Raw genomic sequence first — 25943 nt, 5'->3', positions numbered from 1 at the left:
CACCCCTGGTGCGTCACACAGAGGGAGCCTCATTCCTATGATGGGCGCACGACACCGCGGACCTCCCCGACCAGGTCGGTCCGCGATGTGCAGGGCGTCGCGACGGTGGTGGAGGGGTCGATGACTCAGGGGGCCGGTCAGGAACCCGTGGTACGGACGGCCACATTGCGTGACTTCCGTGTGCCGCCGTACGCCCGGGTGCCCGTGCAGGGCCACTCCGACCACCCGGGGAACGTCCGTCCGGGGGACGTCCCTCCGGAGAGCGTCCATCCCGGAAACGTCCACCCCGGCAACGCCATCCCGGACGACGAGCTTCCGGACGGGTACACGCCGACCGAGCGCGACCTCCCGGTGATCAACCGCCGGGGGGACACCGTCCAGGTCCGCGTCGACCCGGCCGCCGTGCCGGCCCCCGCGCCCGCCCCGCGGCCGGACGGGCCCGGCCCGCTGTACGTCGTCGGCGACGTGCACGGCTACCTCGACGAACTCCTCGCCGCACTGCGCGAGCAGGGCCTGATCGACGCCGACGGTCGCTGGGCGGCCGGCAACGCCCGCCTGTGGTTCCTCGGCGACTTCACCGACCGCGGCCCCGACGGCATCGGCGTCATCGACCTCGTCATGCGGCTGTCCGCCGAGGCCGCCGCGGCCGGCGGCTACTGCAAGGCCCTCATGGGCAACCACGAGCTCCTGCTCATCGGCGCCAAGCGCTTCGCCGACACCCCCGTCAACTCAGGCGCCGGCACCGCCACCTTCCAGGCGGCCTGGCTGCTCAACGGCGGCCAGAAGTACGACATGGACCGCCTCCAGGACGTCCACCTGCAGTGGATGTCCCGGCTCGACGCCGTGGTGGAGGAGGACGGGCATCTGCTGATGCACTCCGACACCACCGCGTACCTCGAGTACGGCACCACCATCGAGGACGTCAACGACACCGTCCACGAGATCATCAACCGCAACGACGCGGACGAGTGCTGGGACCTGTTCCGCAAGTTCACCAAGCGCTTCGCCTTCCGCGACGAGGCCGGCCCGCAGGCCGTCCGCGAGCTGCTCGGCACGTACGGCGGCAACCGCGTCGTCCACGGGCACAGCCCCATCCCGTACCTGCTCGGCCAGGTCGGCGGCGAGGACGGCGACGGCGAGGGCGGCTCCGGACCGGTCGTCGACGGGCCGCACGTGTACGCGGACGGGCTCGCGATCGCGATGGACGGCGGCGTGACCATGGCCGGAAAGCTGCTGGTGGTCCGGCTCCCGCTGCATGACTGAACGCGGGGCCGGGAAGGCGATTTACGGAAACCCTCTGTCACCGCGTGCCGTCCCGGCTCTACGATCGGCTTATCCGTAGCAGGCTCTCCTCCGTTCCCCCGACCGCCCGTTCTCTCCGCGGACGGTCCGGCGTCACGGAGCATCGGGGGATGCACATGAATGTGGCTCCGCACCTGCTGACCGAGGACCGCGCCGAGTTCGAGCGGATCCTCGACGACGCACTGCGCACCGCGCACGAACGCCCGGATCTCGCCGAGATCGGGAAGAGGCTCAACACCGAGCAGCTCCGCACGATGGCGCTGAACGCGACGGCCCTCATAGCCGCCGCGGCGACGGCCGAGTACGACCACTTCGTGAAGGTCCGTGAGGACTTCCGCTCACCGCCGTCCCGGCCGAGCGTCATGGACGCCGTCCTGTCCCGGGGCGGCGACGAGGACCAGGACGGGCCGGGCGCGGGCTTCGCCGCGGTGGTCACCGTCCTTGCGCCGGTGCTGGCCGGGCTCGCGGCGCTGATCTTCCTGCTGTCCGGCTCGGTGCTGAAGGCGGTCGGCGCGGCACCGGAGTTCGCCGGCGCGCTGATCACCGCTGGCTGGTTCTTCGCTGCCGTCACGGCGGCCGGGCTGTTCTGCGCGGCGATCGGACTGCTCGTGACCGCCCTGCGCAACAGCTCCACCGAGGTGCCCGCGCAGGATCCCGGCGGCGAACTGCCCGACGAGGTGTCACGGGCCAGGGAGGCGTGGCGGCACGCCCTCCGGGAGCGCGGGATCGTACCGTTCCTGCGGGACGCCCTGGCCGACCCGAGCGCGGGCCCGTCCTCGTCCGGCCCCCCGCACCAGCGCAGCCGGTACCCGAAGGTGGGCTACAGCGGCCCGGACTTCTCCAGCCCGAGCGAGGGCGCGACGGAGATCCGGCCGGCCTTCACCAGCCCGGAGTTCACCAGCCCCGACTTCACGCCCCCGGACTTCAGCACGTCGACCGAGTCGGACCCGGAACCCGGCCAGTGACCGGCCGTACGGCGCAGTGACCGCCCGGCGGCCGTGACCCGCGGGCGACCGGCGGCTCCCCCGAGGTGCCGCCGCCCGCCCGTGTGCCCGAAGTCCGGTCCGAACTACTCCGCCAGCGGCAGGTAGACCCGGTTGCCGGACGCGGCGAACTCGGCGGACTTCTCCGCCATGCCCGCCTCGACCTCGTCGACCGACAGGTCGCCGCCGTGCTCGCGGCGGATGTCCTGCGAGATCTTCATCGAGTAGAACATTAGTAGACCCCCCATACGCTACGGTCGTCCCAGCAAGCCCGTTCCGCGGACCGAGGGGGCCACAGTGGGCAAGCGCGAGGAGACCATCAGCAAGTTGCGGGGAGTGCCCGAAGCCTTGCCGTCGGTCGAAGAGGTCCGGGCCATGCTGGCCGCCAATCCGCATCTGAAGTGCGTCGTCTGCTACGCACGTATCTCGTTCGACGGCCGAGTGAAGGACGCACACGGCATCGAGGACCAGCACCGTGACATGACCGACCATGCCCGTCGACTCGGGTGGCTGGTCGTCTACCGCTACACGGACAACGACAAGAGCGCCAGCAAGGAAAGCGTGGTCCGTGACGACTTCGAGCAGCTGCTCGCGGATCTCACTGCCGGAGCTACCCCCGAGGGCTACCCGATCCACGGCGTGATGGCGGTCAACGATGACCGTCTCTACCGCCGGCCCAGCGACTGGGAGCGATACCTCAAGGCGTTCACCTCGAAGGAAGACCGCGTCTACCACGACTCCAACGGCGTACAGGACCTCTATGCCGAGGGGTTCGAGATCAAGGGACTCGTGGGTGTCGCCATGTCCCTGAGCGAGACGCGCAAGAAGCAGCGCCGAAGCCGCAACAGCCACCGCAGCCGCGCGATCCGGGGGCAGTCAACTTCCGCATGGCGCCCCTTCGGGTGGGAGGACGACAAGGTCACCCTCCGTCCGAAGGAGGCTGACGCGATTCGGACGGCCGCGCACGACGTGATCGCTGGAGCCTCGATCTCGGAGATCACGAGGCAGTGGAAGGAGGCAGGGTTCATCACCAGTCGCGGTAACCCCTTCCAGTACGCGACGGTCAAGCAGGTGCTCATGAACGCGCGCCTCTGCGGATACCGCGAGATCAAGGGCGAACTCGTCCGCGACGGCGACGACCAGCCGATCGTGGGTGAGTGGGAGTCGATCGTCACGCCCAAGGAGTGGTTCGCCGTCACCGCCAAGATCAGGGAGCGGGGGCGCGGGACCGGAGTGCCGCGCGGCGGGTTGGTCCACAAGTACCTGCTCACCGGGATCCTTCGGTGCGGCAACGTGCTGGAGGACGGCACACCCTGCAACAACAAGATGATCGGGATCAAGGCGAACGACTGGCTCAAGTACCAGCACGCCTACATGTGCAAGAAGACCGTGGACGGTGGCTGCAACAAGACGTACAAGCGTGGCGACAAGACGGACGACATCATCGAGAAGCTAGTGATCGCGAAGCTGGAGAAGGAGGCCGCGAGCAGGGCTCAGGACGTACCGGACTGGGACAAGGCCGAACCGCTGGATCGAGCGATCAGAAGCCGCAACGAGCTGGAGCGTCGTTGGCACGATGATGAGGACACGGACATCGACGATGAGGCGTTCTTCCGCAACCTTCCCGTGCTGGAGCGGCGGATCAAGGATCTGCGTATCGACCAGGCCAAGCACGAAGCACTGAAGGCGGAAGCGGAAGCAGCCCAAGAGGACATCGCGAAGTCATGGAAGTCGAAGACGCTTACGCAGAAGCGTGAGGCGATCAAGAAGGTGCTGAGTGCGATCGTCGCCGTGCCCGGCGGCAAGGGAAACAAGACCTTCGATCCGGATCTACTCAAGCCCGTATGGCGGACTTCCGAGTGAGCCGGAGACCGAGGATCTCCCCCAGGCTCCGCAGTTGATCAGAGGAGAGCGGGGGAGACTCGCGCAACTGCCGCTCGATCCATACACGGACTGCCTCTTCCTCGCGCTCCACGCGGGCGGGTTTCGTGCTGGCGCTGCTCAGACGGCATCACCGCCCGCACCTCGGAACTCTTCACGGGCGAGCTCTCGATTCCGAGCCAGGTCCTCGGCAATCCCCGAAGCAATGAGGGCCGCCCCCGGAGTGTGACCCGAGCCGACATACCGCCAGCCCGCCTCTGCGACCGTGCCAGGCACGTGGTCGTGCCCCACATGCTCTGCCCGGTCGGCGCGTAGGGTCGCGTACGTCGTCGAGTAGGCACGTGACTTGGTCAGGATGTGACCGCGGTAGCCGAGGGTGTGGGCCCACGCCCGCAGGCGCAGTGGTGCGTACTCGGGCAGTCCGCCGAGTCGCCAGCAGGTCCGCATGAGCGTGCGTACGTGGTCGGTCAGCGGCGCCGCGTCGATGTCGTCCCGGGTGGTGAGCCGGTGGTCGGTGCCGGCGCCGGTCTCGCTTGCGCCCTTGGTGACGTACTTCGCGACGTACGCAGCGACCGCTTGGTCATCGGGGCCGCCACCACCGGAGCACAGGGGATGGGCGTCGACCTGAGTGCCCCAGTGCAGGGCGAGCTCTCCGACGGCGGGACTGAAGGGAGTGCGGACCACGACCCGCTGCGCGGACGCTCGTACCGCGTCGGCCATCCGATCCGCGGTGCCCCATGCCGGGGGTTCGTCGTCTGGTCCGGTCGGGCCGTCGAGGCGTACGACCGCGTGCACGTGGACGGCGGCGCGCTTCTGGTACTCAGCGACCCGGGCGAAGGACAGTCGCGCGTGATCCCGGAAGCCGGACTGCGGCAGGCCGGCCGCCGAGGCGAGGTGACGGCGGACTCCGATGACGAAGCGGTCCCAGAGTTTGCCCGCGTGCGCGTGCCAGAGGGCATGCGCCGGGTAGTCGTAACAGTCGGCACACAGCGGTTGGCCGACGAGGCAGTCGGCGGGTGCATGGACGGCGCCGCAGCCGAGGGGACGACCGTGTGCGCATGCGCCGCCGTCGCGGCGGGGGCGACAGCGGTCCCCAGCTCGGTGTACGAAGCCGAAGGACGGGGCGGTGAGCGTGACGAAGAGACGCGGTCGTTCGCGGACCGTCGCGGGGACGGTCTTGCCGCCGAGGAGGCCGGCGCGGACGAGGTGGAAGGTGTCTCCGGCGTGGAGGCGGGAGCAGGGTGCGCAGACGGTCGCGCGTCTGTTGCGGCAGCGGACGGAGAGGCGTTCGGCGGGCTCATCACGGGTGTCGTAGTGGTGCAGGATCTCGCCGGTGATCGCGTCTCGCGTGGTCGTCGAGCCGGAGAGGTGGACCGGGTGGGCGCATCCTCCGGTGGCGGTGATCTGCTCCAGCCATCGGGCGAAGTTGGGGTCTTGGGCGAGTCGTATGGCGTCGCGGTCTGCTTCGGAGAGCTGACGCAGGCGCGCCGCGCGGTCGAGGGCGGCGCGCCTGTCAGCCGAGGTGAACTCGGGTGTGATGGTGGTGACCTTCCGGGGTGGGCCGCCGAGGCGGCACGGAGGATGGTTGGTGGCGCGTTGTCGGTCATGGGTCGGGCTCCTTGCTCGGGTGGTGGTCGGTCGTGCCGGTCTCAGGTCAGCGGATGGTTCCGGTGCCTCGGCAGACGCGGCAGCGGTGCCGGCGTCCGGTCCAGGTCCTTCGGGCTCCTTCGCCCTTGCACTGGGGGCACCTCACGCGGCTCATGGGCATGTCTGTCCTTCTTCCTCAGGTGTGGGAGAAGCCGCTGATGACCCAGGTCAGTAATCCGTGGACGGTGAAGACCACGGGCGTCTGGCCGAGGTAGACCCCGAAGAGGCCGACGCAGACCGCTTCCCAGGCGCGGACGTCGCGGGAGCGGACGAGGAGGACGGTGATGATCCCGAAGATCACTGAGAACGTGAACGCCACACCTTCGTTGATCACTTGCCGTCTCCTTCCAGCGCCACAAGTGCGCGGTCTATGGCGGGCAGTTCCGGAGTCATGGCGGAGTACTTCCGGGCCGTGGCCATGGCTTCCTCGGTCGTCGTCAGGTGCGATCGGGCACGGCTCCAACCGCCGTCCGGGCCAGTGCAGACGGCCACGCCCTGTTCCTCGGAAGTGATCGACTGGGCGACCGCAACGGCGTCCTTGTTGAGGTCACCGAGGGTCATCTCCGCCGTACCGGGGTCGTTGACCCGGTGGCAGATCCGGCCGCCGAGTTGGGCCCGGAGCGCGGTGACGCCGGGGCCGAGGTCCGAGCCGACGCGCTGGCCCGCGACGACCAGGTGCAGGCCGAGTGCCGCACCGAGCTGGGCCAGGCGGAGGAGGAGTGTGGAGCACTGATCTGCCTCCGCCTTGCTCTCGCGTCGGCCGTCGGAGAGATACAGCTCCGCCAGTTCGTCGACGATCACGACGACCGGCACGGGCCGCAGCTTGTCGGGCAGTTCCCAGATGGAGCGCACCCCCGCGGCCCGGCAAGCGCGCATGCGGTTCTGCATGTCGGCCACGAGCGCGGTGAGCACGGCGACTGCCTCACGCCTACATGTCGTGAGGGCGCTCAGCCGGTCGGCGAACAGGCCGAGTTCCATCCCGCCCTTGCAGTCGATGCCGACCAGGGCGACCGGCTGCGGCGCGAGTTGGGTGATCAGCCGGGCGAGCAAGGTGGACTTGCCCGAGCGGGTGGCCCCCGCGATGAGCCAGTGCGGCACCAGCCGGAGATCCATCACCCATGCCCCACCGCTCTCCAATGCGCCGATGAGCGCGGACAACAGCGCGGCGGGAGCTGTTGCCAAGCCGGGGCGTTCCAGCGGATCAGTGGCCGTCGCGGTCAGGAGCACGAGGCCGCGTTCCGGCGAGGTGACGCGCACGGCGTGGACCTTCCACGCGTGCACGAGCGCGTCGGCCGCCTTCATGTACGTCGCCGGCGTCTGGCCCGCATGCAGCCGTACGACCACGGTGAGGCCGATGCGGGTGGCGAGCGGGAAGGTGATCCGCGGAGCCACCGGCCTCAGCGGGTCACCCTTCACCAACACGTCCCCGAGCAGCCCGCGCGGCGGACGACGGGACACCGCAAGGTCGTTGAGCATCGCGACCCTGCGCCAGGTGAGCAGCACCCGGCACGCGGTGACCGGGTAGCCGGTGACGTACCAGTGCCAGGCCGGACGCTGCCGCCGCAGCAGGTCGGCGACGACGAACACCCAGGCGAGCACGGCGAGCGATAACGCGAGCAGGATCGCGCCCATCACGCACCGCCGCCCTTGACCTGAGCCGGGGCGCCGGACACCGGCGTGATCGCGTCGGCCCGGAAGCTGATTCCGTGCCGGTCGCCCATCGACCAGGCGAACGCCACCAGGCCGGTGACCTTGACGATCTGGCCTTCCTCCACGCCCCTCGGCTCACCGGCCACGGCGATCTCGATCACGGAGATACGCCGGCGGTCCTGCCGCACCGTCACGGCCACGGTGTAGATCGTGTTGCCGTCCCGGTCCTTCTTCACCTCCTGCGTCTCGGAGTTGCTGATCTTCGCTTCAGGCGCGATGGCGCACCGCAGTACGCCCAGTCGCGCCGTGTCCACGGGAATGGACTGCATTTCTGTCGGCCTCCCTGGCCAGTCACGACGCCAGACTTCTTCTGACGTCACTTATCCTTACGAGTTACGAGTGTGGGGTCCTGTACGGCGAGGGGTCAACTACTTATGCTGACGAGTGATGTCGCGCGTGCGACGTACCTACGACTTCGACCCGAAGGTGCCGAGATGACGGAGATCCAGCGCCCCGGAGCGCTGTACCAGCAGGTTGCCGCCGCGATCCGGGAGGCGATCCTCTCGGGCGAGTACGAGCCCGGCACCCCGCTCCCTTCGGAGTCCCAGCTCATGGAGCGCTACAAGGTCTCGCGCCCGACCGTCCGCAACGCGGTCTCCGCACTGCGCGCGGAAGGACTGATCGATGTGCACCACGGGAAGGGCAGCTTCGTCCGCGCCGCCAGCGCGCCCGTGGTCGACCTCACGAGCTACGTCGGCCATACGCCGGGCGGACAGTTCGTGCTCTACGGCGTGGCCAAGTGGCAGCAGGCCGAGGAGCCGAGCACCTACCGCACCAACGCCACCGAGGCCACGGCGCATCTCCTGGAACTCCGCGCCGGCGAAGCACTCTTCGGCTGCGACCGGCTGCTCATCGACCCCGCCACCGGGACGCGGGCGATGCACCGCACACTGATCCCGTTCGCCACGGCCGAGGCCGTACCCGCCCTCGCCGAAGCGCCGGGCACCGACCCTGCCACCGCGTACGAGATGCTGACGAAGGCCGGGCACGAACTGTGGTGGTCGGAGGGTGTCCGGGCCCGCATGCCGCTCCCCGACGAACGGACCGCGCTGCGACTGCCCGATGCAACCCCGGTCCTGCACCAGTCCCGGATCACCTGTGGCACCGACGACCAGGCCCTCATGCTCGAAGAGCTCCGCGTCGGTGCGGACCGCGCCGAACTCACCTACCGGATCGAGGCCGAGCCCGTCGAGAACGCGCGCCCCTGACGGCCGTAGATCTGTCGAAACTTTCTCCACTTCCTCAAGGGCGCGCCTACGGCGCGCCGGGCCGCCCGGCCGCCCCGGCCGGGCATGCGGCGTGGCCGCCGGTCCCGGCCGGTCGCCGGACGCCCCCAGACGCAGCACACCCGAGACCGGAAGACGTCGACCGCACCACGCGGGCAGGAGCCCACGGAGCCGGGGGTCGCCAGCTTCCGAGACTTTAGGCAGCCACCATGGGGCGAGCCTCGAAGAACAGGGGGCCCATCGGGCACAACAGCGGGCAGGGCAGGTGCCTGCCCGATTCGCCGGGCCAGCGTAAGGCCCCCTGTTCACTCGCCCCATGGCAGCTCCAGCCCAAAGTCTCTCCAGCCGGTGACGTGCCCACGTGCGACGCTCAACGGGGAAAGGCCGCCTCACGACGCGCCGCCTTCGCCATCCGAGACCGACTCCAAGAGCCCGGCGATCAGACCTACGGCGTTCGTCCGGCCCGCGACGCGCACGACGCCCCGTCCGTTCTCATCCGTTGACGCGACGGCCCGCACCTCCGACAGCTCTAACCCGACACCGAGCAGCGCTCGGTTCAACCGATCCGCGGCCTCCCGCGCGTCGCGCCAGCCCGCCACGTAGTCGACGCCGGACACCCAAAGACCGGAGCCGGCGCCCAAAACATCGAGACCCTCACTCGGCCACTCCTCACCCGCGCCAGTCAACTCGCTCACCCCTGCCCCGATCGAAATGACGGATCATCAACTCCTTTTGGTCCAGGGCAGAAACGCAGCACAGCGGCCCCGGTACCATCGGCACCGGGGACCGCTGCGTCCCCTTCCGGACCACCCCGGTAGCTGCCAGGCGCGGGGGTGGTCCGGTCTCGTTTTCGGTTGTCGTCTCGGTCCGGCTCTACGTGACGGAGATCAGCTCTGGCCCTCCACCAAGGAGGCCTGCGAGAAGCTGGTGATCAGGTTCCGGAAGCCGGTGTGCCCGGTCCGCCCCGCGTGCTTGAGACTCCAGATCTCCGGGCCCTCCGTCGACTCCGAAGCGTCGGACGCCTCCCAGCACGTCGTGCACTCCGCCTCATAGACCGGCCCGCTCCCCCTGGAGGTGTCCGGGCTCAACGTCCACTCCGCGTATCGCCATACCGCCCGCGTCGTCATCGACGCCCCTTCCGGCCGGAGCCGCGCTCCCCGCGCTCCACACTCACCACGTCTGTGGCATTCACCCGACGAGCGGATCCCGACTTGAAGACCAGCACGACCGCCGGGCACCCCGCGGAACGGCGATCCGAGCGCACGGCCTTGACCTCCCGCCGCCGGCCCCGATCGCTCACCACGTCCCCGCGCCGAAGCCACAGCGCCACAACTCGCGCCATCACATCCACCGCCCCTCATGAGTGCCCACGAGCCTTCCGCCAGGGCCGCCGTCGAGGTCGAAGCGGCAGACAACGCTCTTGCCGCCGTTCTCACCGGGCGCCCACCACACGCAATCCGCCAGGGTCCGCACGATGTGCAGCCCCCGCCCGTGATCGGGCAACAGCGCCTCCGGCAGGTCCTCGGCCAAGTCCGGGCCGAAGCCGTCACCGAGTGGCAGCGTGGGCGGGTCGGGGTCTTCGTCGGCCACCTCCACGAACAGCCACCGCGGCCAGGACCGCAGGGTGAGCGTGATCACCGGCCGCTGGCCGGGCTCCAGCGGACGGCGGTCAGTGATCGCGTGGAGCACCACGTTGCCCACCAACTCCGAGACACAGAGCTCCACATCCTCCGCCAGGCCGCCGAGTTCCCAGCACTTCAGCGTCCCGACCGCCATGCGCCGCGCGGTGCGCGGGGTGTCCTGCGCACTCGCAAGGAGGGTGAGCGCACGGAAACGGCCCCCCGCCGCTACCTCGGCACGCCCGACGATTCCCACCTCTGTTGCCGGGAGTAACCCGCGTTCGACCTCTCCGGTTTCCATGACACGATCGACCGTCCTCGGTCACGACTACCGGGGCGTTCCCGGCAGGGGGACCGAGGATGCACCCCCTGTACCCGCTGTCGCTCCCCCCTCTTGGGGACCCCCCTCATGGGTACACTCGCGAGCAGGACACCGAAGAGACGTCAGGTCAATCATCACGGGGATGTGAGATGACCGAAGTTGCTCCGACGCCGGCAGCGCTCCCGCCGCACGTGCTGGAACGCGCCGATGTGCGCTCCGCGATCGCCAACCACGATTTCGGCGAGGTCTTCCGACTCGCCAGGCTCCACGGCAAGGTCAGTTACGCCAAGATTGCCGAGGCCGTCGGCTACAAGCGCGAGCACATCGGCAAGATGGCCAGGGACGAGACCGAGGGCAAGGGCGTACGCCCCCGAATCACGCAGTACCGCAAGATCCTCGAAGTGGTGGACGGGCTACGCATCCCTGGCCACCTCGCAGGACTCGCCCCACGTCCATGGGAGCTGGAGCGGCGACCGGACACGACTCAGACAGCGGACCCGAGCACGTTGCTCGCACAGGGCGGTGTGGGACTGTGGGACATAGCCGAGCTGTTACGGCAGACGGAGATGTCCAGCATCAACAGCGCCGCCCTGGAGTCGATCGAGCAGGGTATCGACCAGTTGGCCCGCGCCTACCCGTACGCCAACGCCGACTACCTGCACGAGCGCACCCGAAACGGCTTGCAGTATGTCGTCAAGCAGCTCGAAGGCAGGACGACCCTGCGCCAGCACCGGGAACTCCTCGTCGACGCCGGATGGCTGTTCCTGCTCAACGCGTGCGTCCAGTACGACCGTGGCCAGCGAGAGGCCGCCAACCTCAGCAAGGCAGCGGCCCTCCGGATCGGCGACGAGGCCGGCCACGGCGAGATCAAGGCGTGGGCATGGGAGATCGAGGCGTGGTTCGCCCTCACCCAGAGCCGATGGCAAGACATGCTCGACGCAGTAGAGGCCGGCCATGTCGCCGACCAGTCACACTCCGTCGGCGTGCAGCTCTACGCACACAAGGCCCGAGCCGCCGCCCGCATGGGAGACGCCCGGTTGGTCCGCGACTCCCTGGACGCCGGACGAGCGAGGCTGGATCGTCTGCCCCGCCCGGAACACCCCGAGCACCACTTCATCATCGACCCGGACAAGTGGGATTTCTACGAGATGGACGCCTACCGTCTCCTCGGAGACGACGAGCGCGCCGCCGACCACGCCCGGTCGGTGATCCGGATCAGCACCGGCCCCGACGGAACCGAGATCTCCCCCATGCGCGCCGCAGAAGCCCGCCTCACCCTCGGAGTCACCGCCGCCCGCACAGGCGAGATAGATGAGGCCATCGGCATGGCCAACAAGGCCCTCGACGCCGACCGGAAGTCACTCCCGTCTCTCCTCCTGGTCGCCAACGAACTCGACAAGGAACTCCGCTCCCGCTACCCCCGCGAGGCCGCCACCCGAGACTTCCACGAACGCATCCTGACCATCACACGCGGCGCAAGCACACCAGACCTTCCGTTCTGACCCGCCGCTTGTGGGCAGGCGACGAGCTGGCCCCGCATCGCCGGGAGCCAGTAGCCCTGGCCTTCGAGTCACGGCTATGGGAACTGCTCCCCCTGACATGGTGGCTCCTTGATCGAGATAGGTTGAGGGCTCCAATCCACGTTTTGAATAAGGGGTGTTAGCTGTGCGCAGGGTTGCACGGGGGACCGCAGGCGGAGTCCTGCTGATGGCGGCGCTGATTGGCTGCGGAGGCCAGGAAGACGACCTCGGCCAGACCGACCAGGGAGGTACTGACAAGCCGAAGGAGTCCACAGTGTCGCTCGCGCCCGACATGGTGCGTACGGCATTGGTGAGCGAGGCCAGCGCACCGGAAGGCTGGGGCAGCACCTTCGGTGAGGTGCTCGACGGTCAGGAGGCCGTGGGCACGTGCACCGGGCACACAGAAGCGAACTGCGGCGGCGTGATCGCCTACGGGCGGGCGAACTACTCACCCAACGGCGGCACAGGCGCGGTCACCTTTCACATCTACTCGTTCCAGGCTCCAGATGACGCGCGAGCGACCATGAAGAGCACGGCCCCCTCGGAGCAGGAACTCGCGGAGTCGGGTGCGAAGCCTCTGGAGATCTCGGCCGGCGCAGAGGAGACCACGGCATTCACCGGTCCCGAGGAGGACGAGGTCGTCATGAGGGTCGGTGGCGTCATCGTCCGCATGGTCAGCAACCACCCTGCGAAGAAGCCCGACCTCCAGGCATTTGCCAAGATCCAGATCGATCGGGTCAAGGTCGTCGCCGCGGGAGGGAATCCGGACGCCTAAACCGGAGCCGTCTCGTTGGGGCCAGCTGACCGACGACTCCCCCGGAGTACCGTCGGTCAGCCCCGTTTGCGCAGGTCAGTCAGCCAGCGGAAGGTAGACGCGGTTGCCGGCGGCCGCAAACTCCTTGGACTTCTCCAGCATCCCGGCCTCGATCTCCTCCGGCGTGGCGTCCGCTTCACCGCCGAACTGCTCTGTGATGCTTCTACTAATCTTCATCGAGCAGAACTTCGGGCCGCACATCGAGCAGAAGTGCGCCGTCTTCGCCGGCTCCGCCGGAAGCGTCTCGTCGTGGAACTCACGGGCCGTGTCCGGGTCGAGGGCCAGGTTGAACTGGTCCTCCCAGCGGAATTCGAACCGCGCGTCGGAGAGCGCGTCGTCCCACTCCTGCGCGCCCGGGTGGCCCTTGGCCAGGTCCGCCGCGTGCGCCGCGATCTTGTACGTGATCACGCCGGTCTTCACGTCGTCCCGGTTCGGCAGGCCCAGGTGCTCCTTGGGCGTGACGTAGCAGAGCATCGCGGTGCCCCACCAGGCGATCATCGCCGCGCCGATGCCCGAGGTGATGTGGTCGTACGCGGGCGCGACGTCCGTGGTCAGCGGGCCGAGCGTGTAGAACGGCGCCTCCTCGCAGATCTCCTGCTGGAGGTCGATGTTCTCCTTGATCTTGTGCATCGGGACGTGGCCCGGGCCCTCGATCATGGTCTGCACGTTGTGCCGCTTGGCGATCGTGTTCAGCTCGCCCAGCGTCTTCAGCTCGGCGAACTGCGCCGCGTCGTTGGCGTCCGCGATGGAGCCCGGGCGCAGTCCGTCGCCCAGCGAGTACGTGACGTCGTACGCCGCGAGGATCTCGCAGAGCTCCTCGAAGTTCGTGTAGAGGAAGTTCTCCTTGTGGTGCGCGAGGCACCACGCGGCCATGATCGAGCCACCGCGCGAGACGATGCCGGTCTTGCGGCGGGCGGTCAGCGGCACGTACGGCAGCAGCACGCCGGCGTGCACCGTCATGTAGTCGACGCCCTGCTCGGCCTGCTCGATGACGGTGTCCTTGTAGATCTCCCAGGTCAGCTCCTCGGCCTTGCCGTCGACCTTCTCCAGCGCCTGGTAGAGCGGCACGGTGCCGATCGGCACGGGGGAGTTGCGAAGAACCCACTCACGGGTGGTGTGGATGTTGCGGCCGGTGGAAAGGTCCATCACCGTGTCCGCGCCCCACTTGGTGGCCCAGGTCATCTTCTCCACCTCCTCCTCGATGGAGGAGGTGACCGCGGAGTTGCCGATGTTGGCGTTGACCTTCACCAGGAACCGCTTGCCGATGATCATCGGCTCGATCTCCGGGTGGTTCACGTTGGCCGGCAGCACCGCGCGCCCGGCCGCGATCTCCTCGCGGACGACCTCGGGGGAAACGTTCTCGCGGATCGCGACGTACTCCATCTCCGGGGTGATCTCGCCCCGGCGGGCGTACGCGAGCTGCGTCACCGCCTGCCCGTCGCGGCCCCGACGGGGCAGCCGCGGGCGGCCCGGGAAGACCGCGTCGAGGTTCTTCAGACCTCCGCGGGGCGAGGTGTGCTTGATGCCGTCGTCCTCGGGACGGACGGGACGGCCCGCGTACTCCTCGGTGTCGCCGCGGCCGATGATCCAGTTCTCGCGGAGCGGCGGCAGGCCGCGCCGCACATCGGTCTCCACGGTGGGGTCGGTGTACGGACCGGACGTGTCGTACAGCGTCACGTCCTTGCCGTTGGTGAGGTGCACCTGCCGGACCGGCACCCGGAGGTCGGGGCGGGAGCCCTCGACGTACCCCTTGTGCCAGCCCGGCTTCCGCTCGGACTGAACGGCGGCCTGATCGGCGGCAGGCGTGCGTGCATCCTGAATGGTCATGAGACCTACTCCCTACGCCGGCATTACCCGGTAACAGGTTCGGCGGTCGGCGCAGCCTCCTCCCGTACGTACATCAGTACGCGCGTACGGTGATCAGCGCCCTCTCAGCCCGGTGCTCCGAGCTCCCGCGTGTGCAAAGGTGTCACCACGCTAGCGTCCTCCCTGGCGTGCTGAACAGAGGGCCCCCTCCGTTCTTGCGATGATCGACCGGTGACGTCCACCCAGCGGAACCCCGAACCGAACGGCCACGGTCACGGCGAAGGCCATGCTCACGGCCACGGCCACACGCACAGCCACGGGCCTGCCGCGCCCGTCTCCCGCCATCTGCGCAGAGTCATCGCCGCGGTGCTGATCCCGTTCGCGACCGCGGTGGTGGTCGGTCTCGTGGTCCTGTGGCCGGGCGGCGCGCCGGCCCACGAGCGCACCGGTGTCGGCTTCGACCGGCAGACCGAGCAGGGCGAGGTGGTCAAGGTGGAGCACCTCGACTGCAAGGAGGTGAACGCCGGCCAGGTCCCGCCCACCGGGGACACCTCCACGCCGGAGGGCCGTGAGGCGGTCAACGCCCAGCAGGGCCAGTGCGCGAAGGCGACGGTCGAGGTCACCAGCGGTCCGGAGAAGGGGCGCACCTTCACCGAGATCGTGCAGCCGGACGCGCCCCGGCAACTCCACGAGGGCCAGGGCGTGGTGGTCGCGTACGCGCCCGACGCCCCGCGCGACCTGCAGTACTCCGTCACGGACGTGAACCGGAAGGTGCCGATCGCGGTCCTCGCCGCCATCTTCGCGCTGGCGGTCGTGGTCGTCGGCCGGATGCGCGGGGTCATGGCGCTGATCGCGCTCGCCATCAGCTTCCTGATCCTGACCTTCTTCATCCTGCCCGCGATCCTGCAGGGCTCGAACCCGCTGGTCGTGGCGGTGGTCGGATCGAGCGCGATCATGCTCATCGCGCTCTACATGTGCCACGGTGTCTCGGCCAGGACCTCCGTCGCGGTCCTGGGGACGCTGATCTCGCTGCTGCTGATCGGCCTGCTCGGCTCGGTGTTCATCGACTGGGCCGCGCTCAGCGGCAACACCGACGACAACACCGGGCTGATCCACGGCCTCTACCCGGACATCGACATGTCCGGCCTGCTGCTCGCCGGCATCATCATCGGCTCGCTGGGCGTGCTCGACGACGTGACGGTGACCCAGACCTCGGCGGTCTGGGAACTCCACCAGGCGGACCCCGGGATGGGGCCGCGCGGCCTGTACCGGGCCGCCATCCGGATCGGCCGGGACCACATCGCCTCCGTGGTCAACACCCTCGTCCTCGCCTACGCCGGTGCCGCCCTGCCCCTGCTGCTGCTGTTCTCGATCGCGCAGAGCAGTGTGGGGACGGTGGCCAACAGCGAACTGGTCGCGGAGGAGATCGTCCGGACGCTGGTCGGGTCGATCGGCCTGGTCGCCTCGGTACCGGTCACGACGGCACTGGCGGCGCTGGTCGTCTCGGCCGACCGCGCGGAGGCGGAGGCAGCGGGAGCGGGCGGAGCGGCGGGAGACGCCCGAGGCGCGGGGCGCCGGCCGGCTCGGGGCGGACGGCGCCGACGCGCGAAGTAGCGCGCCTCGGCGGTCGGTACGGGCGCTCGGCACTCAGCCGGCGTTCTCCTCCGCGAGGATCTTGCCGAGCGCCGCCTCCAGGGAGTCCTCGAACTCCCCCCAGGTCCGTTCCTGGCCGAGCGGCACCAGCTTGTCCGTCCGGTCGAGGAACGCGACGAGCGGCGGCGCGCTGGCCCGGAACAGGGCCCGATCCGCCCCCACCTGGAGCCGGATGGAGACGTCCGAGAGGTCCTCGGGGTCGGTCGGCGCGATGTGCACGTCACCGTCGCCGCTCGGCCGGTTGATCCCGTCGAGGAGCAGCTCCCGGCCGAACGCCCAGGTGACGGGAGCGTCGCCGGGCAGGTGGAAGGTCATCCGCACCGCGTAGGGATCCTTGGTCTCGTACCGCAGTTCCACCGGGATCCGGAAGGAGAGCTCCTCGGAGACGAGAAAGCTCATCAGGACCTCGGCCTGCACCGACTCGCGCATCGTGTACCCCGCAGTAGATGAAGCAGTTGTGACAAGACACCTGCTGAAAGCTGTGACGAAAACGGCCAGGAATGATCCCCGATGGCCCTCTTGACGCAATCGTGCTGTAAGCGCTAGCAGATCACAAGGAGTGATTTTTCAGATACTGATAGAGAACGCGAGTGAACTCAAGAGCCTTCCGGTCTCATTCCGTAGTCGATCGACTGCGGGCAGCAACCGATCTGCCTGGTGAAGGGGCAGGGAAATGGCCATGGCGGCCGCCGTGGAGCCCACGGTGATGGGGATGGCCGCACAGACGGTGCCAAGTGCATATTCCTGACGCTCGATGATCGGCTCCATTCGCCCCATTCCGCCCAAACGATCCAAAAGCGCACGCCGATTACGCAGCGTGTACGGAGTGAGAGCTTCCACCGGATGCCGGTCAAGGTGGTCTTGACGACTCTTCACATCCAGTTGACTGAGCAGACATTGCCCGATCGCGTGCGCGTGGGCGGTCTCGCGGAAGTCGGCCCACTCGTCGACCGCGGGGGCCGCGGGGGTGTCGGCGACGGCGACGAGTTCGATCTCGCCCTCGCGGTAGAGCGCGAAGTACACCGGGACGCCGATCTCGTCGCGCCAGAGCGCCAACGAGTCCTCCACCTTGGTGCGACGATTCTGCACGGCCCCGCCGCCGGCCAGCCGGACGGCCGCTTCGCCGATGACGAACACGCCCTTCTCGCGGCGCAGATATCCCTCGTGGGTCAGCGTGCGGAGCAGGTGGTACGCGGTGGGGAGCGGGAGACCCGCTTCCCGCGCGAGCTGTTTGGCGGGGGCTCCGTCCTCGTGGGAGCCCACGGCCTCCAGAAGTCTCAACGCCCGCTGGACCGAGCCGATCAGAGTAGGCGTGGCCGTCTGTGGAGCAATCGCCGTGGCCAAAGGTCACCCCCAGGCGTGTCGACGGGTGCGGTGCACCCGCCCGCGGGGGCCTCCCCCGCTCACCCGCCGCGCTCCGGGGACCGGATGGGTCCGTCACAGGATCCGTCCGGGTCGGCCGGTCCGTCGCGGGACCCGCCCGGGCCGGCCGCCAAATCCACTGGTCAGGGGTTCGACGACGCCTGTTCGCCCAGGGCGGCAGCGGTTTTCCACTCTAATGGCAGCCCCTGGCCCGCCGGGGGTTTCGCCCGGGGCTGTCCCCCGGCCGGGCTAATACCCGGCCAGGACGCCGTACCGATGAGTAGCTTGTGCTACCGGTCGTTACCAGTCGCTCTTCGACGTCGACGACGCCATGAACTTGCGGACGACGAAGACCAGTCCGCCGACGAGCGCGACGAACAGCAGCACCTTGAACAGCAGGCCGACGAGAAAGCCGACGACGCTGGCGATCAGCCCGCCGAACACGAACAGGGCGATGACGGGTATCGCGACCCACTTCACCCACCAGGGCATCCCCGCGAGAAACTCCCCAATCGCCGCCATTGTTCTTCCCTCTCTCCGAGTCCTCTCCTGACCGAACACCCTCGATGCTAGGGGCGGCAGGGGGGTCGGCGGAGGCCTCGCAGCCCTTGCTCTCCCCTGATCCGCCCCCTAGGGAACCCCGGGGTCCGGGCCCGCCCAAGGCAGGGGGCCGGCTCCCCGCGGGGCAGGGGTCCGGCTCAGCTCTCGGGCGGCGAGAACACCACCATCACCCGCAGGTCCTCGGTGATGTGGTGGAACTTGTGCGGCTGCCCGGCCGGCACGTAGACGACGCTGCCGCGCCCCACCTGCGTGGTCTCCGTCCCGACCGTGATCGAGGCGCGTCCGCTGACGACGAAGTAGATCTCGTCCTGCCCGTGCGGCTGCTGCGGGTCCAGCTCGCCCGCGTTCAGCGCGTACAGCCCGGCCGACATGTTCCGCTCGCGAAGGAACTGCAGATACGCCCCGTCGTTCGCGAGGCGCTCCGCCTCCAGCTCGTCCAGTCGGAATGCCTTCATCGTGCGTACGCCCCTGCCATTGGCCCGATCATGTCTGCCACGATCAGACACATGATGAATTTCGTAGTCAAGACGATCGCGAACGCGGGTGCGCTCGCCGTCGCCATCTGGTTGCTCGAAGACATAACCCTCACCGGTGACAGCACGGCGAACAAGGCATGGACCCTGCTCCTCGTCGCCCTGGTGTTCGGCCTGGTCAACTTCCTCGTGAAGCCCGTCGTGAAGCTGCTCTCGCTGCCGCTGTTCATTCTCACGCTGGGGCTGATCACGCTCGTGATCAACGCCCTGATGCTGCTGCTGACCTCGTGGCTGGCGGACAAGCTCGACCTGTCCTTCCACGTCGAGGGCTTCTGGACCGCCGTGCTCGGTGGCCTGATCATTTCGGTCGTGTCGTGGGCGCTGAACGTCGTACTCCCCGACGGCAAGGACTGATCCGGATGGAACGACGTGGAGGAGCGGGCGACATGAACGAAGAGGGATCGGGCGCCGGCGGATACGGCGACGGGACGCGAGCGGTGCGGGCCGGGCTGCCGGAGCCGGTGAAGTACGAACCGACCCTGCCCGGTCCGGTGTTCGCCGCGCACTTCCACCTGCCGGGCGACCCGACCGGCCCGTACACGTACGGCCGCGACGAGAACCCGACCTGGACCCATCTCGAACGGGCCATCGGCGAGCTGGAGGCACCGGGGGAGAGCGTCGAGACGATCGTCTTCGCCTCGGGCATGGCGGCGATCTCGGCGGTACTGCTCTCCCAGCTGAAGGCCGGCGACGTCGCGGTCCTGCCTAGCGACGGCTACCAGGCCCTGCCTCTGCTGCACGAGCAGATGCGGGCGTTCGGGATCGAGGTCCGCACCGCGCCGACCGGCGGCGACGCACAGCTCTCCGTCCTGGACGGGGCGCGGCTGCTGTGGATCGAGACGCCTTCGAACCCCGGCCTGGACGTGTGCGACGTGCGGCGCCTGGCGCGCGTGGCGCACGAGGGCGGCGCGCTCGTGGCCGTCGACAACACGCTGGCGACCCCGCTCGGGCAGCGCCCGCTCGAACTGGGCGCGGACTTCTCCGTGGCCAGCGACACCAAGGGCATGACCGGGCACGGCGACATCCTGCTGGGGCACGTGACCTGTCGCGATCCGCAGCGGGCGGCGCAGGTGCGACGCTGGCGCAAGATCGCCGGGGCGATCCCGGGCCCCATGGAGGCCTGGCTGGCGCACCGTTCGCTCGCCACACTGCGGCTGCGCATCGACCGGCAGTGCGCGACCGCATTGACCCTGGCCACGACCCTCGCCGAGCGCAGCGAGGTCACCGGTCTGCGCTACCCCGGGCTGCCGGGGGACCCCTCCCACGCGCTGGCGGCGACGCAGATGCGGCGCTTCGGACCGGTGGTCTCGTTCGTGCTGCCGGACAAGGAGTGGGCCGAGCGGTTCCTGGACGCGCTGCGGCTGGTGGACGACGCGACCAGCTTCGGCGGGGTGCGGTCCACGGCGGAGCGGCGCGGGCGCTGGGGCGGTGATGCCGTGCCGGAGGGCTTCGTCCGCTTCTCGGTCGGCGCGGAGGATCCGGAGGACCTGATCGACGACGTGCTGCGGGCACTGGACAAGGCGGCCGGCTGAGCGTCGCGCGACCCCCGCGACCTCGGAACGGGGTGCTCCGAGCCTCCCCCCTCATGGCTCGGAACACCCCGGTTCCACGCGCGGAGAACCGCGTGAACAAGGCTAGTTGACTCTGCGTCAGTGTCCAATCACGGTAGCGACAGAGGCCTATCGACTTATTTATAGTTGGACGGTCAGGCCGAGCGCCGGGGAGGGACGGACATGGACCTCGCCCTCTTACGCACCTTCGTCACCGTGCACCGCGCCGGCTCCTTCACCCGCGCCGCCGCGCTCCTCGGTCTCTCCCAGCCTGCCGTGACGAGCCAGATCCGGACACTGGAGCGGCAGTTGGGCCGGCCGCTGTTCCTGCGCCAGGCCCGCGGTGTCACCGCCACCACCATCGGCGACGAACTCGCCCACCGAGCCGCCCCGCATCTGGACGCCCTCGTCGAGATCGTCGAGACCGGCCTGGACGAGGAGAGCGGGGTACGCACCCTCCACCTCGCCGGCCCGCCGGAGTTCACCTCCGTACGCGCCCTGCCCGCCCTCACCCCCCTGGTGTCGCAGGGTCTGACCATGCGGACCTCGCTCCTGGGCAACACGGAGGAGATCCTCGACGGGCTGGCCGCCGGACATCACGACCTGGCCATCGCGACCGCCCGGCCGCGCGGCGGGCTGCTCACCGCGACGCCGCTGTGCGACGAGGAGCACGTCCTGGTCGCCGCGCCGCGCTGGGCCGCCCGGCTCTCCCCCGGCGTACTGCTCGACAAGGGCGCGGTGGTGCTCGAACAGCTCCCGGTGGTCGAGGTGCACGAATCGCTGCCGTTCGTGGCCCGCTACTGGGCGGCGGTCTTCGAGACCAAGCCGGCCGCCGCCGCGACGGTGATCGCCCCGGACCTGCGGGCCGTCCTGGAGTCGGCGGCGTCCGGCGCCGGGCTCGCCGTCCTGCCCCGCTATCTCTGCCAGGACGCGCTGGAGCGCGGCGCCCTGGTCGCGCTGCTCGATCCGCCGGTCCCGCCGCTGCGGACCTACTTCCTGGTGGTGCGGACCGGGACCCTCGCGCTGCCGCACATCGCCCGGGCCCACGAGTGTCTGCTGCGGGCCGCGGCGGACTGGTGAGTTTCAGGACGGCGGAGTCGGGCCATTTTCTTCCCATGACCGAACGACCCGTGGTCAAGCGCACCGCACGCGCCATCCTGCTCGACGGAAACGATCTCATCCTCATCAAGCGCACCAAGCCGGGGATGGATCCCTACTGGCTCACGCCCGGCGGCGGCGTGGAAGCCTCGGACTCGACCGTGGTCGAAGCCCTGCACCGCGAGGTGCACGAGGAGCTCGGCGCGAAGATCACCGACGTGGTGCCCTGCTTCGTCGACACGGTCGAGCACATCGGCACCGACGGCGGCGTGTCCGGTGTGAAGGTGCAGCACTTCTTCGTCTGCCGCCTGGAGTCGATGGACCCCGCGCAGCGGCACGGCCCCGAGATCGACGAGCCGCTGGGCGAGTACGAGATCGTCCGGGTTCCGTTCAGTCGGGTCGGGATCGCCGCCGTGCACCTCGTCCCGCTGTCGCTGCGCCACTATCTCGACGGCAACATCGAGGGCGTCCGGGCGATGCACGCGCCCGACCTCGGCTAGGGCGGGGGGGCGCCCCGGAGGGGCAGGCTCAGGGCCGGCCGGCGAGTTCCGTCGGGAAGTCGTGGCGGATCCGGTCCATGGGGATGCCCACGCCCGGTAGCACGTCCATGCTGCTGCGGACCATGGCGAGCGGCCCGGAGAGATAGGCGTCGTACTCGGCCCACGGCCCGTACCGGCGCACGGCCTCCGGGAGCCTTCCCTGCTGCTCGGTGACCGGGCGGACCGAGAGCCAGGGGAAGTTCTTCTGGAGCCGCATCATCGTGTCGATGTCGTACAGGTCCTGGTCGCTGCGCGCCCCGTAGAACACCTCGACCGGGCGCCGGTCGCCGTGTTCGGCCACGTCCTCGACGAGCGCCTTGATGGGGGCGATGCCCGTGCCGCCGCCCAGGCAGAGCAGCCCGTTGTCCTTGGAGTGGTCGACGGTCATCGAGCCGGCGGGCGGCCCCAGGCGCAGCACGTCGCCGGGGCGGGCGCGGTGGACGAGCGCGCTGGAGACCCATCCGGCCGGGACGGCCTTCACATGCAGGGAGAGCAGCCCGTCCGGGCGGGGCGCCGAGGCGAACGAGTAGTGCCGCCAGACCCGGGGCCACCAGGGCGTCTCCAGCATCGTGTACTGGCCGGCCAGGAACGGGTACGGCTGGTCGGGCCGCAGGGTGACCACGGCGATGTCCGGCGTGCGCAGGTCGTGCGAGACGACTTCCGCGTGCCACCAGGGAGGCGCGTGCTCCTCGTCCTCCGCCGCCGCGTCGATCATGATCTGCGAGATCTTCGTGTACGTGCGCACCCAGGCGGCCTGGGTCTCCTCGTTCCACGTGGTCGTGGCGTACCGGATCAGCGCCCCGATCAGGGCCTCGCCGACCGCCGGATAGTGCCCGGCCTCGGTCCCGTACTTGCGGTGCCCTCGGCCGAGGTTCTGGAGATAGGGGACGAGCACGTCGGGGTCGTCCATGTGCTCGGCGGCGGTCAGCAGCGCCTTGAGCAGGCGGTCGCGCTGGGTGTCCATCGCGGCGGGGAAGAGCCCGCGCAGCTCGGGGCGGTGTATGAAAAGCAGCGCGTAGAAGTATCCGGTGACCTTGTCGGCCACAGGGGCGATCTCCGCCAGGGTCCGCCGGACGAGCAGGGCGTCGGGGGAGGGGGCCTGCTCGGATTCGGGAGGTATCCGCGGCTCCGCGGTCTCGGTCATGGGCGCAGCATGGCAGTTCTGGTACCCGGTTCGGACAGAGAGTGGAATTCCCGACCAATCCCCCCTTCCTGTTGGCTAAGCTGCTCTCTTTCACACCCGTGTGTCCGGCATACTCCCCGCCTCGTACGCCGGCTTACTCCCCCTGTCGGACGCGGGCCGAGGGCTCCCGACGGCACGGTGTTTCACGTGAAACCACTCAAGCGGCCCGCCCGGCGGGCACTCCTCGTCGTCCATGTAGCCGTCTCCGTGGGCTGGCTCGGCCTCACCCTGGGCCTGCTGACCCTGGGCATCACCGCGTACGCGACCGCCGAGCCGTCCCTGACACAGGCGGCGTACACCGCCATGGACGTGTTCGCCGACTGGCTGCTCGCCCCGATCGCCCTGGCTGCCCTCGGCAGCGGAGTGGTGCTGTCGCTGGGCACGCCCTGGGGTCTGGCCCGGCACCGCTGGGTCTGGATCAAGTTCTGGATCACGCTGGGCACGGCCGCCGCCACCGTGTTCGCGCTGCGGCCGGAGATCTCCCACGCCGCGGCGGCGGGGGTCCCCGACATCAGCCTGGTCGCCGCGCCGAGCGTGGCCACCACCGCGTACCTGTTCATGACGGCGGTCTCCGTTCTCAAGCCCTGGGGGCTCACCCGCAGGGGACGCCGCCTTCGGAGATCGGCCGGTACGACCAGTTCTGGTAAAGCAGTGGACGGGCGATCACTCCGTCGGTCAGCCTGACCCCCATGCCGACACCGCACCCCTCGCTCCCCTCCCTCCACGAGCTCCCCATCAGGCGGCTCACCCTCGAGGATCTGACCGCCTGCGCCGACCTCTCCGAGGACCGCGGATGGCTGCGCGAGGAGCACAAGTGGGGTTTGCTCCTCGCCGCGGGCACGGGCTACGGCATCGACGACCCGTCGGGCAAGGGACTGGTGACGGCCTGCGTGGTCACCTCGTACGGCCCCGGCCTCTCCGCCGTCGGCATGGTGCTGGTCGCCGAGCGGTACGCGCGGCAGGGCGTCGGCAGGCGGCTGATGCGCCATGTCGTCGCGGAGGCCGGCAACACCCCGCTCACGCTGCACGCGACGCCGAACGGGCAGCCGCTCTACGAGGAGCTGGGCTTCGCCGTCACGGGCCGCGCGGAGATGCTCAAGGGCCGCTTCACCTTCGCCGAGCCCGCCCCCGGGATTCCCACGCGTCCGGCCACGGCGGAGGACCTTCCTGCGATCGTGCGCCTGGACACGCAGGTCTTCGGCCTGGACCGGACCCACATGATCACCCGGCTGCCGGCCTTCGCGGACCAGCTCCGGGTGGCAGAGGAGCAGGGTGTGATCACCGGCTACGCGGCAGCCTGGCCCAACATGGACACGCATGTCGTCGGCCCGCTCGTCGCCCGTGACACCGCCACGGCCCAGGCGCTCGTCGCCTCCCTGGCCCGGCACACGGACCGCCCGCTCCGGACGGACATCGACGAGCGCCACGAGAACCTGCGGGACTGGCTCAAGGCCAACGGGCTCGCGACGATCATGTTCAACGCGGTCATGAACCTCGGCATCCCCGACCTGCCGGGCGACTGGAACCGCCGGTTCGCCCCATTGACGGTGGCCGCCGGGTGATCGCCATCGGGTGACGCCTCGGGGTGGTGGCCACGAGAGACGATAGTTGCAGACGCAGACAATTGCGTGCGTCGTCTACGCTGGGAAAGGCCGCTCCGGACCGAGGAGAACCCATGACTGCGACCGACCCCGCACTCACCGCCCTCTCCCAGGGCTGGTGCGCCCTCTCGCTGCTCCACGGCAGGATCGAGTCCCACATCGAACGCGCGCTGGAGGCCGGGCACGGCCTGAGCATGCGCGAGTATTCCCTCCTCGACGTCCTCGACCGGCAGCACATGGGCCCTGGCGGCCACCTCCAGATGAAGCAGGTCGCCGACGCGGTGGTCCTGAGCCAGAGCGCCACCACTCGCCTGGTCTCCCGGCTCGAGGAGCGCGGGCTGCTCACCCGCTACATCTGCGCGACCGACCGCCGAGGCATCTACACCGACGTCACCGACGCCGGCCGCACGCTCCTGGAGGAGGCGCGCCCCACCAACGACGCCGCCCTCCGGGAGGCCCTGGACGAGGCCGCGGAGAACCCCGAGCTGGCGCCCCTGGTGCGGGTCGTCGAGGAGCTCCGCGTACCGGGCCGCCCCGCACCGGCCGAGGCGTAACCTGCGCTCTATGAGCGATCTTGAAATCAGGCCCGCCCTGCGGACGGACATCCCGGCCGTCGTGGCGATGCTCGCCGACGACCCCCTCGGCGCCCTGCGCGAGTCCCCCGACGACCTCACCCCGTACGAGACCGCCTTCGAGCGGCTCGCCGGTGATCCCCACCAACACGTGGTCGTCGCCGTCCGCTCCGGCGCGGTCGTCGGGACGCTCCAGCTCACGATCATTCCCGGACTCTCCCGCCGCGGCGCGACCCGCTCGATCATCGAGGGCGTGCGGATCCACTCCGCCGAACGCGGCAGCGGCCTCGGCACCGAGCTCATCGAGTGGGCGATCGACGAATCGCGCCGCCAGAACTGCCAGTTGGTGCAGCTGACCTCCGACGCCACCCGCACCGATGCCCACCGCTTCTACGAGCGGCTCGGGTTCGAAGCCTCCCACCTGGGCTTCAAGATAACTCTCTGAGCGCCGGAGCACCGCC

At 69.5% G+C, this 25943-nt stretch carries 28 protein-coding genes and 1 pseudogene; 15 read left to right on the top strand and 14 right to left on the bottom strand.

What is annotated here, in order from left to right; translation table 11 throughout:
• Positions 1-105: 105 nt before the first annotated feature.
• On the top strand, positions 106-1263 hold the full coding sequence (locus tag R2D22_RS18700) for a metallophosphoesterase (RefSeq protein WP_411977148.1): 1158 nt from the start codon (positions 106-108) through the stop codon (positions 1261-1263).
• A gap of 149 nt (positions 1264-1412) precedes the next feature.
• On the top strand, positions 1413-2267 hold the full coding sequence (locus R2D22_RS18695) for an ABC transporter permease (protein ID WP_318105036.1): 855 nt from the start codon (positions 1413-1415) through the stop codon (positions 2265-2267).
• Between the two features lie 104 nt (positions 2268-2371).
• On the opposite strand, the pseudogene R2D22_RS18690 reads toward R2D22_RS18695, so the two are convergent.
• Positions 2372-2515, bottom strand: a pseudogene (locus R2D22_RS18690) (thiamine biosynthesis protein ThiC); the annotation flags it as partial.
• A gap of 67 nt (positions 2516-2582) precedes the next feature.
• Between R2D22_RS18690 and R2D22_RS18685 the strand changes: the two are divergent.
• Complete coding sequence (locus R2D22_RS18685; protein WP_318105032.1) at positions 2583-4148, top strand: recombinase family protein; 1566 nt, start codon at positions 2583-2585, stop codon at positions 4146-4148.
• A gap of 138 nt (positions 4149-4286) precedes the next feature.
• Here the strand turns inward: R2D22_RS18685 and R2D22_RS18680 are convergent, their stop codons facing one another.
• The 4 genes from R2D22_RS18680 to R2D22_RS18665 form a co-directional block, all read right to left on the bottom strand.
• Positions 4287-5648, bottom strand: coding sequence for a replication initiator (locus R2D22_RS18680; RefSeq protein WP_318109859.1), 1362 nt, complete (start codon positions 5646-5648; stop codon positions 4287-4289).
• Between the two features lie 301 nt (positions 5649-5949).
• Positions 5950-6147 carry a hypothetical protein gene (locus tag R2D22_RS18675; protein ID WP_318105031.1) on the bottom strand — a complete coding sequence of 66 codons (198 nt, stop codon included), beginning with the start codon at positions 6145-6147 and terminating at the stop codon, positions 5950-5952.
• Complete coding sequence (locus tag R2D22_RS18670; protein WP_318109858.1) at positions 6144-7445, bottom strand: FtsK/SpoIIIE domain-containing protein; 1302 nt, start codon at positions 7443-7445, stop codon at positions 6144-6146. Before R2D22_RS18670 ends, R2D22_RS18675 begins: the two co-directional genes overlap by 4 nt.
• Positions 7445-7792 carry an SCO3933 family regulatory protein gene (locus R2D22_RS18665; protein ID WP_318105030.1) on the bottom strand — a complete coding sequence of 116 codons (348 nt, stop codon included), beginning with the start codon at positions 7790-7792 and terminating at the stop codon, positions 7445-7447. The genes R2D22_RS18670 and R2D22_RS18665 overlap by 1 nt, the downstream gene beginning before the upstream one ends.
• A gap of 165 nt (positions 7793-7957) precedes the next feature.
• Here R2D22_RS18665 and R2D22_RS18660 point away from each other — a divergent pair, with 165 nt between their 5' ends.
• Positions 7958-8731, top strand: coding sequence for a GntR family transcriptional regulator (locus tag R2D22_RS18660; protein WP_318105027.1), 774 nt, complete (start codon positions 7958-7960; stop codon positions 8729-8731).
• A gap of 407 nt (positions 8732-9138) precedes the next feature.
• Here R2D22_RS18660 and R2D22_RS18655 read toward each other — a convergent pair whose 3' ends face one another.
• The 3 genes from R2D22_RS18655 to R2D22_RS18645 form a co-directional block, all read right to left on the bottom strand.
• Entirely contained in the window at positions 9139-9444 is a 306-nt protein-coding gene (locus R2D22_RS18655; protein WP_411977041.1) for a hypothetical protein, read from the bottom strand.
• A 192-nt stretch (positions 9445-9636) separates the two neighbouring features.
• Positions 9637-9876: a DUF7848 domain-containing protein gene (locus R2D22_RS18650; protein ID WP_318105025.1), complete on the bottom strand. Its 240-nt coding sequence runs from the start codon at positions 9874-9876 to the stop codon at positions 9637-9639.
• Positions 9877-10090: 214 nt separating this feature from the next.
• On the bottom strand, positions 10091-10669 hold the full coding sequence (locus tag R2D22_RS18645; RefSeq protein ID WP_318105024.1) for an ATP-binding protein: 579 nt from the start codon (positions 10667-10669) through the stop codon (positions 10091-10093).
• A gap of 170 nt (positions 10670-10839) precedes the next feature.
• Here R2D22_RS18645 and R2D22_RS18640 point away from each other — a divergent pair, with 170 nt between their 5' ends.
• Both R2D22_RS18640 and R2D22_RS18635 read left to right on the top strand, forming a co-directional pair.
• Positions 10840-12192, top strand: a complete 1353-nt coding sequence (locus R2D22_RS18640; protein WP_318105023.1) for an NsdA family TPR-like regulatory protein — start codon at positions 10840-10842, stop codon at positions 12190-12192.
• A 205-nt stretch (positions 12193-12397) separates the two neighbouring features.
• Complete coding sequence (locus R2D22_RS18635; RefSeq protein ID WP_318105020.1) at positions 12398-12985, top strand: hypothetical protein; 588 nt, start codon at positions 12398-12400, stop codon at positions 12983-12985.
• A gap of 75 nt (positions 12986-13060) precedes the next feature.
• Here R2D22_RS18635 and thiC read toward each other — a convergent pair whose 3' ends face one another.
• Positions 13061-14851, bottom strand: coding sequence for a phosphomethylpyrimidine synthase ThiC (gene thiC / locus R2D22_RS18630; protein WP_318105019.1), 1791 nt, complete (start codon positions 14849-14851; stop codon positions 13061-13063).
• 210 nt (positions 14852-15061) lie between these two features.
• Between thiC and R2D22_RS18625 the strand changes: the two genes are divergently transcribed.
• Positions 15062-16444, top strand: coding sequence for a YibE/F family protein (locus tag R2D22_RS18625; RefSeq protein ID WP_318105017.1), 1383 nt, complete (start codon positions 15062-15064; stop codon positions 16442-16444).
• A 33-nt stretch (positions 16445-16477) separates the two neighbouring features.
• Here R2D22_RS18625 and R2D22_RS18620 read toward each other — a convergent pair whose 3' ends face one another.
• The 4 genes from R2D22_RS18620 to R2D22_RS18605 all read right to left on the bottom strand — a co-directional run bounded on the left by R2D22_RS18620 (position 16478) and on the right by R2D22_RS18605 (position 18861).
• Positions 16478-16912 (bottom strand): SsgA family sporulation/cell division regulator, encoded by a 435-nt coding sequence (locus tag R2D22_RS18620; RefSeq protein WP_318105015.1) that lies wholly within the window; start codon positions 16910-16912, stop codon positions 16478-16480.
• Positions 16913-17050: 138 nt separating this feature from the next.
• Positions 17051-17788 carry an IclR family transcriptional regulator gene (locus R2D22_RS18615; protein ID WP_318109855.1) on the bottom strand — a complete coding sequence of 246 codons (738 nt, stop codon included), beginning with the start codon at positions 17786-17788 and terminating at the stop codon, positions 17051-17053.
• A gap of 357 nt (positions 17789-18145) precedes the next feature.
• Positions 18146-18358 carry a DUF5326 family protein gene (locus tag R2D22_RS18610; protein ID WP_318109853.1) on the bottom strand — a complete coding sequence of 71 codons (213 nt, stop codon included), beginning with the start codon at positions 18356-18358 and terminating at the stop codon, positions 18146-18148.
• A 185-nt stretch (positions 18359-18543) separates the two neighbouring features.
• Entirely contained in the window at positions 18544-18861 is a 318-nt protein-coding gene (locus tag R2D22_RS18605) for a cupin domain-containing protein (RefSeq protein ID WP_318105013.1), read from the bottom strand.
• A 51-nt stretch (positions 18862-18912) separates the two neighbouring features.
• Here R2D22_RS18605 and R2D22_RS18600 point away from each other — a divergent pair, with 51 nt between their 5' ends.
• The 4 genes from R2D22_RS18600 (at position 18913) to R2D22_RS18585 (ending at position 22087) form a co-directional block, all read left to right on the top strand.
• Entirely contained in the window at positions 18913-19293 is a 381-nt protein-coding gene (locus tag R2D22_RS18600) for a phage holin family protein (protein WP_318105011.1), read from the top strand.
• Between the two features lie 32 nt (positions 19294-19325).
• Complete coding sequence (locus tag R2D22_RS18595; RefSeq protein WP_318105010.1) at positions 19326-20471, top strand: cystathionine gamma-lyase; 1146 nt, start codon at positions 19326-19328, stop codon at positions 20469-20471.
• Positions 20472-20672: 201 nt separating this feature from the next.
• Positions 20673-21569, top strand: coding sequence for a LysR family transcriptional regulator (locus R2D22_RS18590; RefSeq protein ID WP_318105007.1), 897 nt, complete (start codon positions 20673-20675; stop codon positions 21567-21569).
• A 35-nt stretch (positions 21570-21604) separates the two neighbouring features.
• Positions 21605-22087, top strand: a complete 483-nt coding sequence (locus tag R2D22_RS18585; protein WP_318105006.1) for an NUDIX domain-containing protein — start codon at positions 21605-21607, stop codon at positions 22085-22087.
• Positions 22088-22115: 28 nt separating this feature from the next.
• On the opposite strand, the gene R2D22_RS18580 is transcribed toward R2D22_RS18585, so the two are convergent.
• A complete protein-coding gene (locus tag R2D22_RS18580) occupies positions 22116-23270 on the bottom strand; it encodes a globin domain-containing protein (protein ID WP_318105004.1) in 1155 nt (384 codons plus the stop codon).
• A 186-nt stretch (positions 23271-23456) separates the two neighbouring features.
• Here R2D22_RS18580 and R2D22_RS18575 point away from each other — a divergent pair, with 186 nt between their 5' ends.
• From R2D22_RS18575 to R2D22_RS18560, 4 genes are all read left to right on the top strand, one after another.
• On the top strand, positions 23457-23993 hold the full coding sequence (locus tag R2D22_RS18575) for a DUF2269 domain-containing protein (protein ID WP_318105001.1): 537 nt from the start codon (positions 23457-23459) through the stop codon (positions 23991-23993).
• 5 nt (positions 23994-23998) lie between these two features.
• On the top strand, positions 23999-24871 hold the full coding sequence (locus R2D22_RS18570; RefSeq protein WP_318104999.1) for a GNAT family N-acetyltransferase: 873 nt from the start codon (positions 23999-24001) through the stop codon (positions 24869-24871).
• Positions 24872-24984: 113 nt separating this feature from the next.
• Positions 24985-25464 carry a MarR family winged helix-turn-helix transcriptional regulator gene (locus R2D22_RS18565; protein ID WP_318104996.1) on the top strand — a complete coding sequence of 160 codons (480 nt, stop codon included), beginning with the start codon at positions 24985-24987 and terminating at the stop codon, positions 25462-25464.
• Between the two features lie 10 nt (positions 25465-25474).
• Positions 25475-25927 (top strand): GNAT family N-acetyltransferase, encoded by a 453-nt coding sequence (locus R2D22_RS18560; RefSeq protein ID WP_318104994.1) that lies wholly within the window; start codon positions 25475-25477, stop codon positions 25925-25927.
• Positions 25928-25943: the final 16 nt, after the last annotated feature.

It is taken from the genome of Streptomyces sp. HUAS YS2, assembly GCF_033343995.1.
GTDB classification, from domain to species: Bacteria; Actinomycetota; Actinomycetes; order Streptomycetales; family Streptomycetaceae; genus Streptomyces; species Streptomyces solicathayae.
This window is presented reverse-complemented; position numbering and strand designations above follow the sequence as displayed.